This is a genomic window from Commensalibacter sp. B14384M2, assembly GCF_016101865.1.
GTDB lineage: Bacteria > Pseudomonadota > Alphaproteobacteria > Acetobacterales > Acetobacteraceae > Commensalibacter > Commensalibacter melissae.
Genome location: NZ_JACFPS010000005.1, coordinates 1 through 14,179, shown reverse-complemented (window position 1 = coordinate 14,179; position 14,179 = coordinate 1). Strand labels below are relative to the sequence as shown.

The 14,179-nt window shown below is 38.3% G+C and carries 11 protein-coding genes and 2 tRNA genes; 11 read left to right on the top strand and 2 right to left on the bottom strand.

Going from position 1 to position 14,179, the window contains the following annotated elements; all coding sequences use genetic code 11:
• Nucleotides 1-41: 41 nt before the first annotated feature.
• Complete coding sequence (gene ubiG, locus H3R33_RS08480) at nucleotides 42-794, bottom strand: bifunctional 2-polyprenyl-6-hydroxyphenol methylase/3-demethylubiquinol 3-O-methyltransferase UbiG (protein WP_198185428.1); 753 nt, start codon at nucleotides 792-794, stop codon at nucleotides 42-44.
• 158 nt (nucleotides 795-952) lie between these two features.
• Between ubiG and H3R33_RS08475 the strand changes: the two genes are divergently transcribed.
• From H3R33_RS08475 to H3R33_RS08435, 9 genes are all read left to right on the top strand, one after another.
• Complete coding sequence (locus H3R33_RS08475) at nucleotides 953-2,212, top strand: aspartate kinase (RefSeq protein ID WP_198185427.1); 1,260 nt, start codon at nucleotides 953-955, stop codon at nucleotides 2,210-2,212.
• Complete coding sequence (locus H3R33_RS08470) at nucleotides 2,205-3,269, top strand: nitronate monooxygenase family protein (protein ID WP_198185426.1); 1,065 nt, start codon at nucleotides 2,205-2,207, stop codon at nucleotides 3,267-3,269. Before H3R33_RS08475 ends, H3R33_RS08470 begins: the two co-directional genes overlap by 8 nt.
• A 27-nt stretch (nucleotides 3,270-3,296) precedes the next feature.
• The gene (locus tag H3R33_RS08465) at nucleotides 3,297-4,496 is read left to right on the top strand and encodes a helix-turn-helix domain-containing protein (RefSeq protein ID WP_198185425.1); all 1,200 of its coding nucleotides are present in this window, start codon (nucleotides 3,297-3,299) and stop codon (nucleotides 4,494-4,496) included.
• A 144-nt stretch (nucleotides 4,497-4,640) separates the two neighbouring features.
• A complete protein-coding gene (ispG, locus tag H3R33_RS08460) occupies nucleotides 4,641-5,765 on the top strand; it encodes a flavodoxin-dependent (E)-4-hydroxy-3-methylbut-2-enyl-diphosphate synthase (RefSeq protein ID WP_110439535.1) in 1,125 nt (374 codons plus the stop codon).
• A gap of 36 nt (nucleotides 5,766-5,801) precedes the next feature.
• Complete coding sequence (hisS, locus tag H3R33_RS08455) at nucleotides 5,802-7,052, top strand: histidine--tRNA ligase (RefSeq protein ID WP_198185424.1); 1,251 nt, start codon at nucleotides 5,802-5,804, stop codon at nucleotides 7,050-7,052.
• 3 nt (nucleotides 7,053-7,055) lie between these two features.
• The gene (prfA, locus tag H3R33_RS08450) at nucleotides 7,056-8,138 is read left to right on the top strand and encodes a peptide chain release factor 1 (RefSeq protein ID WP_155564889.1); all 1,083 of its coding nucleotides are present in this window, start codon (nucleotides 7,056-7,058) and stop codon (nucleotides 8,136-8,138) included.
• A gap of 109 nt (nucleotides 8,139-8,247) precedes the next feature.
• Complete coding sequence (gene prmC / locus H3R33_RS08445; RefSeq protein WP_155568784.1) at nucleotides 8,248-9,111, top strand: peptide chain release factor N(5)-glutamine methyltransferase; 864 nt, start codon at nucleotides 8,248-8,250, stop codon at nucleotides 9,109-9,111.
• Nucleotides 9,112-9,316: 205 nt separating this feature from the next.
• Complete coding sequence (locus H3R33_RS08440) at nucleotides 9,317-9,835, top strand: DUF4167 domain-containing protein (RefSeq protein WP_198185423.1); 519 nt, start codon at nucleotides 9,317-9,319, stop codon at nucleotides 9,833-9,835.
• A gap of 82 nt (nucleotides 9,836-9,917) precedes the next feature.
• Nucleotides 9,918-9,992 (top strand) — tRNA-Met (locus tag H3R33_RS08435).
• 293 nt (nucleotides 9,993-10,285) lie between these two features.
• On the opposite strand, the gene H3R33_RS08430 is transcribed toward H3R33_RS08435, so the two are convergent.
• Nucleotides 10,286-10,360, bottom strand: a tRNA-Thr gene (locus tag H3R33_RS08430).
• A 217-nt stretch (nucleotides 10,361-10,577) separates the two neighbouring features.
• Here H3R33_RS08430 and H3R33_RS08425 point away from each other — a divergent pair.
• Nucleotides 10,578-12,164: an efflux transporter outer membrane subunit gene (locus H3R33_RS08425; RefSeq protein WP_232342210.1), complete on the top strand. Its 1,587-nt coding sequence runs from the start codon at nucleotides 10,578-10,580 to the stop codon at nucleotides 12,162-12,164.
• A gap of 93 nt (nucleotides 12,165-12,257) precedes the next feature.
• Nucleotides 12,258-13,325 (top strand): acyltransferase, encoded by a 1,068-nt coding sequence (locus tag H3R33_RS08420; protein ID WP_198185422.1) that lies wholly within the window; start codon nucleotides 12,258-12,260, stop codon nucleotides 13,323-13,325.
• Nucleotides 13,326-14,179 lie beyond the last annotated feature (854 nt).

Below are 14,179 nucleotides of genomic sequence, written 5' to 3'. Positions count from 1 at the left end.
TTTTCTAAAAGCTTTTTTTAATTTATTTTGTAGTTAACAAATTATGAGTTTGTTAAGCAGGCAATATAATTGATTTTTACATTCTGGGTCAGTTTCCATCCATTTGGATAGAAAGTCATTCCGGCAATAGATTTTATGCGTAATCCGGCAGAATGTGCCATTTTGCCCAATTCAGAAGGTGTGATGAATTGTCTCCAGTTATGTGTACCGACAGGCAACTTGCGTGTAATATATTCAGCTGCTACCTTGGCAAATAGAAAGGCTGGTAACGTACGGTTGATTGTTGATACAAAAATCATACCATTGGTTTGTAACAACCGGGAGATATTATGGATAAAGTTCTGAGGATCATTAACGTGCTCAAGTAGCTCTAGGGCCGTAATGACAGAAAAATGTTGATTTTCGTGAACAAGTTCCTCAATGCTCCCCACCTTATAGGTTAATGAGCCGCCATTAGGGAGCAAGGGTGTTGTATCTAGATGATATTGTGCGGCTTTGATAACTTTTTCTCCGGCATCTATTCCCAACACATTGTATCCCATATTTGCCAGGGCTTCACTGGCCAAACCGGCTCCACATCCGATATCCAGAATATTGCCGGATTTGTAATATTGGTTATTATGTCTCAAGTTGCGGTTGATCCATTCAATACGAAGATCATTCATGTCATGAAGGGAGCTCATGGGCCCTTTTCGATCCCACCACTGATCTGCGAGCTGATTAAAATGATCAATTTCATTCGTGATAATTGAATTATTTTGCTTATTGGCATTATCTGTAGTATCGATAGGCATTTATTTCACCCTCGGTGGAAGAAAAGTAATAGAAAAGTCAATTATTTGCTTATAAATAATAATTGGGTTAATTATTGAATGATATTAGAAAAATGAGATTTATGCTTCATTATATCATATTTAAATGCTGAAAATAATAGTTGTGGAGTTTATTTTTTATGTCTTGTGATATTCCCCGGATCGTAATGAAGTTTGGTGGGACGTCGGTTGCTGATTTGGACAGGATTCGTAAGGTCGCTCAAACAGTCAAAAAACAAGTTGGCGCAGGATGTGAAGTAGCCGTGGTTGTGTCAGCTATGTCAGGGGTCACAAATCAGCTGGTTGAATATTGTCAAACCCTCAATCCCCTATATGATCCTTGCGAATATGATTCAATTGTAGCGACAGGTGAACAGGTAACCAGCGGGCTTTTGGCTATTGCTTTGCAAACAATAGGGATTAAAGCACGTTCATGGTCAGGTTGGCAAATTCCCATAATTACAGATGATGCGCATGGTAGGGCCAGAATTAAACAGATTGAATCAGCAGCCCTGATAGAATGCATGCAGGCTGGAGTTGTGCCTGTTATTGCTGGATTTCAGGGAATAGATGAAAATAAGCGTATATCAACTTTGGGACGGGGTGGATCCGATACTTCGGCGGTTGCGTTGGCTGCAAGCTTGAATGCTACAAGATGTGATATTTACACGGATGTAGATGGAATTTACACAACTGATCCCAGAATAGTAAAAAAGGCAAAACGAATAAAGGCAATCGCATATGAAGAGATGTTGGAATTAGCCTCTGTCGGTGCAAAGGTCTTGCAAACCAGAAGTGTAGAATTGGCCATGAAGGAACAGGTGCGTGTTCAGGTTCTTTCAAGTTTTGAAGATCATGACCCGTCAAAGGAGGGGTCTTTGCCAGGTTCTTTAGTTGTTAGTGAGGATGAAATTGTGGAAAAAGAACAAGTAACAGGAATCGCTTATTCCTTGAATGAAGCAAAGGTGGTTGTAAAAGGTATTCCCGACTTTCCTGGAGTGGCATCTTCTATTTTCAGGCCCTTGGCAGAGGCCAATATCAATGTTGATATGATCGTGCAGAGTAGCGGGACAAATCAAACCACAGATATGACATTTACAGTGCCTAAAACGGATTTGTTACAGGTTCAACAGCTTTTGGAACAGGCAAAAGATACAATTAAATTCTCACAATTGCTGACCGATGAGGATGTTGTAAAAATCAGTGTGGTTGGAATTGGGATGCGTTCTCATACTGGTGTCGCAAATATTATGTTTAAAACATTGGCGGAACGTTCTATAAATGTTCAAGTGATTTCCACAAGTGAAATTAAGGTTTCTGTTATTGTTGCTGCGGAGTATGTGGAATTGGCTGTACGTACTTTACATACAGCTTATGGATTGGACCAAATGAATGACTGATAAAATGAATATGGATTTAGTTTCATATGATCAAGCAAAAAGGGAATTGAAGCGTCTGTGGAAACGTGGCACTGATTTTTTGGGAAGTGAGGTTGCCATTCTTGGCGGAGCCATGTCCTGGGTCAGTGAGCATCATCTGGTTTCAGCCATTTCCAATGCCGGGGGTTTTGGCGTGATTGCATGTGGAGCAATGGAACCCGAAATGCTAGCTGTCGAAATCGAGGCCACTCAGGCACTGACAAAAAAGCCTTTTGGGGTAAATCTGATTACGATGCATCCCAAATTGTCTGAATTGATTGATGTCTGTCTGCGTCTAAAGGTTCATTATATTGTGTTGGCAGGGGGTATTCCTTCGAGTATAGCAATCAGGCAAATTAAAGATGGGGGAGCTAGGGTTATTGCGTTTGCTCCAGCCTTGATTTTGGCAAAACGCTTGCTTAAAATGGGTGTTGATGCACTGGTGATAGAAGGGGCAGAAGCAGGCGGACATATAGGTCCTGTTTCTTTGACTGTACTTGCTCAAGAAATTTTACCTGTTATCCGTGATATACCTGTTTTTGTTGCAGGTGGACTGGGTCGTGGCGATGCCATTGTTTCATTTCTTGAATTGGGTGCCTCTGGCGCACAGTTGGGCACGATGTTTGCTGCAGCGGTAGAAAGTCAAGCCCACGAGAGGTTTAAAAAAGCGTTTATTCACGCTTCGGCACGGGATGCAGTCGCTTCAGTACAGTTGGATGATAGTTTTCCAGTTATTCCCGTGCGTGGTCTTTCCAATCCAGGGACAAAAGCGTTCATGAAGCATCAAGCCGCCGTAATTCAAAAATATCGTAATGGTGAATTAAGTAAAGAAGATGCCCAACTGGACATTGAACATTTTTGGGCGGGGGCTTTGCGTCGTGCGGTAAAGGAAGGTGATGTGGAATATGGCTCGGTTATGGCTGGTCAATCCGTGGGAATGGTAAAAGAAATTTTACCTGTTGCCGATATCTTTCATACACTTATGCAACAGGCAATTGAGGCTTTGGTAAGACGACAACAACGTATATCAGATATGTGAACATTCTATATAATGGGTTTTAAGCAAATGAGTAATGGACCTGAACAATATGCGAATAAACAATCTATTGGCGAAATGCTTCGTTCAAGAAGAGAAGAATTGCACTTGAGTTTGGAGGATATTTCTCAGAGGCTGAGAATCCGGTTGGTTTTTTTAAAGGCTCTGGAGGATGGGCAGATCGATCAGTTGCCCGGTATAGCCTATGCAGCCGGTTTTTTGCGTTCTTATGCAGAGTTTCTGGGACTGAATGTTGACGAGGTAATCAAGCGCTTTCGTTTTGAGCATCAGGGAACAGAATATAAACAGAAATTACTGTTTCCTGCTCCTGTCCCTCAATCTGGCGTTCCTGCCGCTGTAATTATTTTTGCAGGTTTACTGATTATTGCCGGGGGATATGTTGGCTGGTACAAAATGACTGATCATCGAAAGGTTCCTGCCGAAACTATTCCATCCATTATGGATAAAAATGGTAAAGATCAGGTGCAGGAAAAAATTTCACCACAGATTGCATCTGTTATGCCTTCTCAAAATGTAAATAATGCAAAACCGGATCAAAATGTTTCCAATGCTATCCATAAACTTGAATCACAGATAGCCCAGTCCCAAAAAACAAATGAACCGGCTTCGAAACCGGCAAATTATTCGCAGGGTGATAAAAACAATTCTTTACAAGAAAATAAATTGTCTTCACAAAATTCATCTATAGACAACCAACAGAAACCACAGGAACCCTCTTCTATTCAAACCAGTAAAGCATCTGACTCATCAGGTAAGGTTGATCAACAATATCCTGATTCGGTAAAAAATATTGAAAGCAAAGATAATGAGACAACAGAAAAAGTTGATAACAATATCATTATCAGGACATCCGGAGCCAGTTGGTTAAAAGTTCAGGATCAACAGGGTCGTATTTTATTGCAAAAAACATTGCAAAAAGGTGAAAGCTGGACTGTTCCATCAGATCATGCAAGGGTTGTTATGACCATTGGCAATGCCGGGGCTGTCATTATTGAAAATAATGGGAAGCAGTCAAGGCCTTTGGGTGAAAGGGGAAAGGTTTTACGGCATTTTGTTATAACGCCTGAGCTATTGGAAAAGATTGTTACAGAACCTGTAGATTATAATTCGGATGCAATGCCTGCAAAAAATAAGAAGAAAATGGTCAATGAGAATGACTTGAATTTAAATAATGATCAGGAAAAGACTGAAGGATCTGATAATCGTTAGGACAAATATTTTATGTTTAAGCGGTTATATATTGCATATTTTAATGGGGTTGGTTAGTTAAAAGAAGATGGTGTAAAATTGATCTTTTAAGATTGTTTCTTTTAAGGTTAAAGGCATTACCATAATTAACTTGGAGAAAAATTAATGAGTTTACGCCCATATCAGCAAATTATTCGTCGCAAAAGTCGACAAATTAATGTGGGGTCTGTTCCTGTTGGCGGGGATGCACCGATTAGTGTTCAAACAATGACAAATACGCTGACCAGTGATGCACAGGCAACGGTTGCACAAATTAAAAAAGCTGAAAAGGTGGGGGTTGATATTGTTCGGGTTTCCTGTCCTGATGAGGATAGTACCAGGGCGCTGAAAGAGATTGTCCGTAATGTGGAAGTTCCAATTGTTGCGGATATTCATTTTCATTATAAGAGGGCGATTGAAGCTGCACAGGCAGGCGCCGCTTGTTTAAGGATTAATCCAGGAAATATTGGTAATGCGGATCGTGTTCGGGATGTAATTAAGGCGGCAAAAGATTATAACTGTTCAATTCGTATCGGGGTTAATGCGGGTTCTCTTGAAAAACATCTTTTGGAAAAATACGGAGAGCCTAATCCGGAGGCTTTATTGGAAAGTGCGATGGAGCACGCGAAAATCCTAGAAGATAATGATTTTCGCGAATTCAAAATTAGTGTTAAAGCTTCAGATGTTTTTTTGGCGGTTGAAGCTTATCGTTTATTATCTGAAGCTTGTGACTATCCATTGCATATCGGTATTACTGAAGCGGGCGGGAAAAGAGCGGGAACTGTAAAATCCTCCATTGGATTAGGTTCACTTTTATGGGCAGGTATTGGGGATACAATGCGTGTTTCCTTATCGGCTGAACCTGAAGAGGAAGTCGTTGTAGGTTGGGATATACTGAAAACGCTTGGTTTGCGTCATCGGGGGGTAAGGGTTGTTTCCTGTCCTTCCTGTGCGCGTCAAGGTTTTAAGGTCATTCCAACGGTTGCAACATTGGAAGAACGTTTGGCTCATATTGAAACGCCAATTACGCTTTCTGTCATTGGTTGCGTTGTTAATGGTCCAGGCGAAGCCACCATGACGGATGTGGGTGTTACCGGGGGTGGATCAGGACGTCATATGGTCTATGTTGGTGGAAAGCAGGATCATACGATTCCGGCTGAAGAAATGATTAACCATATTGTGCAATTGGTTGAACAAAAAGCCGCACAGATTGAAGCGGAAAAAACTGCTCAAAAAAAAGAAAAGAATTAATTTTAAAATATAATTTCAAACATAGGATAGTTTAAAGTGAGTGTGGTTAAACCCGTTCGTGGAACCCATGATTTGATTGGTGACGAGGCAAAAAATCATCAATATGTTATGCAAACCGCAAAAAATATTACTTCATTATATGGGTTTGAAGAATGGATAACACCGGTTTTTGAAGAAACAGGTGTTTTTGCGCGCTCTTTAGGGGATACGTCGGATATTGTTTCCAAGGAAATGTATACATTCCAGGATCGTGGTGGGGATTCTCTCACCCTGCGTCCCGAAGGAACAGCTGGAATTTGCCGTGCCTTGGTTACAAATGCTTTGACCCAAACCCTTCCTCAAAAGGTTTTTTATGCCGGCCCAATGTTTCGTTATGAGCGTCCTCAAAAAGGCCGTTATCGGCAGTTTCATCAGATTGGTGCAGAATTGCTGGGTACGACAACCCCTTTTGCAGATGCGGAAATGATTGCAATGGGGCAGCATATTCTTAATGCCCTGGGTATTTCAGATAATGTTGTTCTTGAATTGAACACGCTGGGGGATCTGGCCAGCCGTCAAGCATGGCGAGAAGCTTTAATTGCCTATTTCAAAACTGTTAAATCTGAATTATCAGAAGATAGTCAAAATCGGTTGGAGAAAAATCCCTTGCGTATTTTGGACAGTAAGGCTGCACAGGATAGAGCGTTATTGGATCATGCTCCGTTAATAAAAGATTATATGACTCCAATAGCACTGGAATTCTGGGATAGGTTACGAAAAGCACTGGATCAGTTTAAAATTCCATTTAGAGAAAATCATTATATTGTTCGTGGATTGGATTATTATAGTCATACGGTTTTTGAATTTGTAACGACAAAGCTTGGATCACAGGGTACCGTTCTGGCGGGCGGACGATATGAGGGGCTGGTTGCAGAAATGGGTGGACCTTCTGTTCCTGCTATTGGATGGGCAGCTGGGGTTGAAAGATTGGCTCTTTTATTGAATTCGATACCCGTCCAACCTAAATCTGTAGCAATCATTGTATTTTCTGATGCGGTTCATGAAATGGCATTTACGGTTTTACAGCTATTGAGAACGCATAAAATTGCTGCTGAAATGACCTATAAAGGGAATTTCCGTAAACAAATGGAGTGGGCTAATAAAAGGAAAGCGTCTATTGCATTGCTTATTGGTGAGGATGAGGCGACCAAAAAAGTTGTTCAGTTGAAAGATTTGAATTCTGGTGAACAAGTCGAGGTTGCCTTGCATGATTTGGTTTCTCAGCTTATTTTGAAATTGGCGAAATAATTTATGTCTTCTGAAGAATTTTCTGCAAGTTTTAATGATCGTCTGGATAAAATCATAGCTCGGTCAGAAGAATTACAACACTTGTTATCCACTGAGATATCCGGGGATGAATTTATTGAGGCTTCACGTGAATATGCTGAATTGAATCCGCTTGTAGCCTTGATTGAATCTTTAAGGACGGCAGAAAAGGATTATCAGGCTGTTCAGGAAATGCTTGATGATCCTGAAATGAAAGATTTGGCGCAGGCCGAGTTACAGGGGTTGCATGAAAAACTTCCGGAAATAAGACATAAGATTCGTTTGGCAATGTTACCAAAGGACAAGGCTGATGAACGAAGTGCAATTTTAGAGCTACGTCCAGCGGCTGGGGGTGATGAGGCGGGTCTGTTTGCGGCAGAACTTTTCTCTGCTTATCAACGTTACGCGGAATCTCGAGGCTGGCGCTTTGAAATTCTGGAATATGGTGATACTGGATTGGGCGGTCTTAAAGAAGGGATTGCTTCAATCACGGGAACGGGAGTTTTTGCCCGTTTGAAATATGAATCGGGTGTTCATCGCGTGCAACGTGTTCCAGCTACCGAAAGTCAGGGGCGTGTTCATACTTCAACAGTAACCGTTGCGGTATTGCCTGAGGCAGAGGAAGTGGATGTCACAATTGATGAAAGTGATCTGCGGATTGATGTCTATCGTGCTTCTGGGGCTGGTGGACAGCATGTTAACAAAACGGAAAGTGCGGTGCGGATCACTCATATTCCGACAGGTGTGGTCGTGGCGATGCAGGAGGAAAAAAGTCAGCATAAAAATAAGGCGAAAGCCATGAAGATCCTGCGTGCACGTTTATATGAACAACAACGGTTGGCCGCTCATGAAAATCGTGCGGCAGACCGTCGTTCTCAGGTGGGAACAGGAGATCGTTCTGAACGTATTCGTACATATAACTTTCCACAAGGACGTGTTACCGATCATCGGGTAAATTTGACGTTGCATAAAATTGATCGTGTTATGTTGGGGGAATTTGATGAAATTATCGATTATTTAATCCAGGAAGAACAATCCCGACTATTGGCCTCTGAAGAGAATACCTAGGAAAAAAATCTGGTTTTGCCTTTTATTTCTGTCTAACGCCTTAGTTATATTATCGTTTAAAAGCATTAGTTGTTTTTATATTTGGATAAATTGATTTTTACCGGATTACATGGATAATAGTGTACAAATACCGTTGGCCTCATTAATTCAGGAAGGCGAGATGCTTTTTCAAAAGGCAGGAATTGAAGCACCGCGACGAGAGGCAATGTTATTAATAGCTGCGGCGTTAAAAAAAAGCAGAACCGAATTATTCTTGATGGATAAAACAGAATTGATCGATCCTGTCCTAATTCGTTCATATTTTTATAGACGAAGTCAGCATGAACCTTTCGCTTATATTGTGAGGGAAAAAGGATTCTGGTCGTTAAATTTGGAAGTGTCAGAAGCCACTTTAATTCCTCGCGCTGATAGCGAGACTTTGATCGAGGTTTTGTTGAAATTGTTTCCGAAACGCCAAACTCGTTATAATTTTCTGGATCTGGGTACCGGCACAGGTTGTCTGTTGCTTGCTGCCTTGTCTGAATATACGAAAAGTTTTGGAATTGGGGTCGATTATAAAGAACAGGCTGTTAGATTGGCAAGGAAAAATGCGGAAAAATGCAAATTGGCCGACCGATCTATATTTTATACAGGTTATTGGGGTAATGCCTTAAAGGGAGAATTTGATATTATTTTATCCAATCCACCTTATATTCGTGAACATGAATTATTAAATTTAATGCCAGAGGTCAAAAATTATGAACCCATGTCAGCTTTGGCTGGGGGAAGGGACGGCCTTGATGCATATCGTTTAATCTGTTATCAAGCCGCGGATTTATTAACGGAACAGGGAGTTTTGATTTTAGAACTAGGAATTGAACAGGAAGAGCATGTTACAGAGATTGGAAGGGATGTAGGGTTGCATGTTGTGCAAAAACAACAGGATTTAAATGGTTATACAAGAGCCCTTGTTTTTTCTAATATAAAATTGTAAAAGCTTATCATATAATTTTATTTTAATTATAGTAAGAGAAGCTACTAACTCAATATAATGATTAATAGCTGTATAAATTATAGTATTAAATTGCAATTTATTTATTTCATTTAGTTTACTTGTTTCATATTAATCATTATCTATCAACCAATCAAAATGTAACCTTAGTTTCATATTTACTAATAGGAAAGTATAACAATAACTTATGAATACAAAACGTATGCGAGGTCGTTATTACCGGTCAGGCAATAACGGGGGGGCACGGCATCAAAACGGACAGGTTTCTTTTAATCGAAATCATGTGTTTGAAAGTAACGGTCCTAATGGACGTATTCGTGGAACTGCTCAACAATTACATGAAAAATATCTTCAACAGGGACGGGATGCCATAAGTTCAGGGGATCGGGTCAATGCCGAAAGTTTTTTTCAGTATGCAGAACATTATTCTCGTATTGTTAATATGATTAACCAGTCTAATCAACAAAGACATCGTCCCAATAATTTTCAGGAAACGGCAAATAATACAGAGCCTGCAAAAATGATAGAGGATGAACCGGAAACAACTGAGGCTGTCGAAATTAAGATTGATGAAACTGCAAATGAAACTCCTGTTGTTCAGGAGATAGAGGCTGAACAGCCTGTACCGGTTCGTGTACCCCGTAGAGGAAGGCCTCCTAGAGCGCTGTCAGCAGGAAAAAAAAAGCTTTCGGAAGGAAATAGTTAAAATATTATAGAAGATGAGTGAAAAATACTTGACTTTGTCATTTAAATAAGGGTAATTAAACTCGTCTTTCAATGATTGATAAGGCGGCGTAGCTCAGTGGTAGAGCAGGGGAATCATAATCCCTTGGTCGGTGGTTCAAATCCGCCCGTCGCTACCATCTTTAAAATTTGGTTTAAATCTACAGATGGTTGTTAAAATTCAAAATCCTTAAAATCGAATAATTCTTAACAACTTATTTTTAATTTTGTCTTTAAGTTGGTATTTTGTGATTTGATTGTAATTTTATTATGATCAGACTGATGGTATGATTATTGTTGAAGTGATCAGAGTCATTGAATATGAAAATATATTTTGTTGGGAATGGAAAAACAGAACAATCTTGTAATAATTTTTTTTAATAATTTAACGAGATTAGATGTGATATATCAAATTGTCACACATAATCAGAAATGGTGCTGCTGGCGAGGATTGAACTCGCGACCTCTCCCTTACCAAGGGAGTGCTCTACCACTGAGCTACAGCAGCTTCGATTTGCTTTATTTAGTAGCTTTTCATTCAAAATGATGCAACAAAAAAATTTATCTTTTTGCATATTTTTTATATGGCTTGCAAATCAAGGAGAAATTGTTCAACAGTTAGATGAAACATTTATACCAAATCCAAAATTCAGTTCGATTAATATTATTTTTGTCTTCTATGTAAATTCATCAAGGCATATCTTAAATAGTATTAAAGAACCATCATGGCTCGAAATGAAAACGCCCGTTTAATGCTGTATATTAAAATAGGATATCAGGTTGCAACTATGAAATATAGCTTTTGTTTTTTATTTCTTTCCTTTTTGAGTATTGCATTGACCAGTTGTGCGGTTGGACCTGATTTTAAAAAACAGACACCTTGGTATCCTTCAAAATGGTATCCAAACCATAATTCAATCCACGGTAATGTTACAAGTCAAATCAGTATGAATAAACTGGATCCGAATTGGTGGGAATGTTTTCATGATCCGATATTATCTGATCTGGAACGTCGCACTATCGTAAATAACCTTGATATTCAAATGGCTACACAGCGAATGATTGCCAGTCGTGCCCAGTTAATCATAACAGGATCGGCACGCTTTCCCACCTTGAATGCAATGGGCAGTTACAGCCGAGCACAACATAGTAGTAAAATGGCACGTCGAATTATTAACCGTGTCGAGAATCAGAAACCTGAGTTAGGTAAAATCGTTGATCCCAAGGATATTGATATTCCCACTTTTAATGAATGGGCTGATGCTCTGGATTCAAGTTGGGAAGCTGATATTTGGGGACGTGTTCGTCGTCAGTACGAGGCTGGTAAAGCTTTATGGCAAGTTTCCGAAGAGGAGCGACGAGATATTTTAACCCTCCAGTTGGCTGAAGTTGCCAATGATTATATAACTCTACGTGGATTGCAGACACAACTGGATATTGTTCGAAAAAATGCGAAAATTGCTCAGGATTCACTCGATCTAGCTCAAAAACGTTATACGGGGGGATTGGTAACAGAACTGGATGTTCACGACGCCCGTGCTCAACTGGAACAGACAAATGCACAGATCCCACAATTGGAAGAGCAGGTCATTAATTATATGAATGCCCTTGCATTGTTAATGGGGGAACCACCCCGCGCCTTGGATCAAATTTTGTCACAACAAAAACCAATTCCTCCAGTTCCCCCGCAGATTCCTGTTGGTTTGCCCTCTGAATTGCTGCAACGTCGTCCAGATGTAAGAGAGGCTGAAGCCGCCTTACATGTTGCAACCGCAGAGGTTGGTGTGGCAGAAGGGGATTTTTATCCAAAAGTAACCGTGGATGCAAAAATGGGCTTTCAATCTTTATCGATCAAGGATTTGGGATTTTGGTCAGCACGAGCATGGAATGTTGGACCGGCAATATCAATTCCCATTTTTGAAGGGGGGAAATTAAAGGGTCAATTACAATTAAAAAAGGCGCAGCAGAAAGAAGCGGCTCTCGCTTATCGTAAAACTGTTTTGCGTGCTTGGCAGGAGGTTGATAACGCTCTGTCTGCTTATCAAGCCGAACAGTTAAGAAATGATAAATTAAGGGAAACTGTCAATTCAAACCAGCAATCTGTTTTTTTGGCACAGGAACAATATCGTGAGGGGTTGCAAACCTTTATCAATGTTCTGGATGCAGAACGTCGACTATTGCAATCTCAGGATGATTTGGTAAAAAGTACAACACGTATTTCAACCAATTTAGTACAACTGTATAAAGCACTTGGTGGAGGATGGGAAACAATCTTTCCCGAACATACTGAGTCGCTTCAAAAGAAAAGTTGATTATAAAATTTCTAGCACATAATCAGAATAGTTGATCATTTCGGTCAAATTATTTATTTCCTTATAAATAATTTATATTTTGGAGCCGTATTATTGCCAAGGAAATTTTATACCCTTCAAATGTTAAGAGGGCTTGCCGCTTTATCAGTTTGTTGGGCGCATTTTTTATCGATTAAAATAGAAGTTAAACCCATATTTGCAACGATATATACGTTTTCTGGACCTTTTGTGCGATATGGGGTGGATCTATTTTTTGTTATAAGTGGTTTTGTCATTGCGTTGAACGTTCTTGAAAACCATGAAAAAGCATCATTTAAGGAAGGATTGAAATTTTTAATAAAAAGAATTTTCCGGATTTATCCGTTATTTTGGGTTACCATGATTTTCATTATCATTCTTTTTCACTGCAATGGTATTAAAACAGCTGGTTTGCATAAAATAGAAAATATTTCACATTTTTTCCTTTTAACTACTGATATGCCATTACAGAATGCTGCATGGACATTGCCCTTCGAACAGTATTTTTATCTTGTAATGTTCTGTTTTATTTGTTTGTTTCCCAGAAAATCATTGCTTCCTTTTTTTATAATCTGGGCAATTTTACATTTGGTCATTTTATATGCTTATGTGGAACATTGGATTCATCATGTTCCATTTTTTCTCGGAGATAACCAGATTTTCAACTTTTTTTTCGGGTTATGCGTTGCTTATATCTTTTTTAAAATAAAAAAACATACTGTAATGGATAAGTATATTGCTTTGTGTTTAGGTATATTGATCGGTGTTACAGGTTTTATATTAACTTATAAGAAATTATATGGATTACATTTTAATGAATGGGCCAATTTATTTTATAATGGACTATCACCAGCTCTGATTTTATATGGATGTATAGGTCTTGAAATGAGCAATCATATCCAAGTTGCGAATTTATTGAAAAAACTAGGTGATGTGTCATATTCCATTTATTTGTGGCATTGTCCTATCCTTTATATTTTTATCACATTTTATCAGTTACGGTTTTTTTCTAACGCTACCCATCCTTTCTTGCAGATTGCTGTAGAATTAATACTTGTCTTAATTGTAAGCTTTTACAGTTATAACTGGATTGAACGTCCGTTTATTCATTTATCAAATCGAATTGTTAGAAAATGGTTATAAAATAGAATATTTGGGTATTATCATTGAACATGATGCAATTAATAAGGTTAAAAAAAAAGGATTAACATGGCAGAAGCATTAATCCTTTTAAACTGAAATTTAATTATTTTACTAATATAACAAAATAAAGTAAATTTAAAAAATGATTAATGTTGTTATACGATCTCCTTAAAACAATAAAGTAAAAATAAAATATCTAATAAACTAACACTTCTACTTTTTCGACATACAGAAAATGGAGAAAATTGGGGTAATTTCTGAATAGGGTTTTTATTCGTAATCATTAGTGTAAAAGTTAATATTATGATACGGGTTTACCTTAGTCATTTCAGAATTATCCTAAAAAGTCTCAGTTTGTCAGACATATTGTTATTATATAGTCAAAATTACGTTTTGAAAATAAAATTTTAATAAAATTAACTATATTTTTATAAACTATATTTTATATTTCTTAACAAGAGGATGTTTTTTCTATTTATTTATTACCCTATTATATTTTTCAAATAAATTTGAAATTAGGTTATTAGACAGTAATTCCTTGAATATTATTTTTAATTTTTTGAAAATGAAATTGAACAAACATTTTATGATCAGATGAATATACTTGGATGGCGGTTTGAATTTGTAATTGGGTGATATAGATCAATAAAATATCAGAATAAGTAATAATAATGTAAATAGACTAAAGTTCTTATTGTAGGTAATAAAATTTCAGATTAATTTGATAGGAATTTCTTTGAAAGTAATAATAATTCTAATCTTAAATCAGTACAAAAATATCAAGCCTAATTTAGATAAAACCAGATGCTATTGGAAACATTTTTTATTTTACTGTTGATGAGGTTGATATGGCG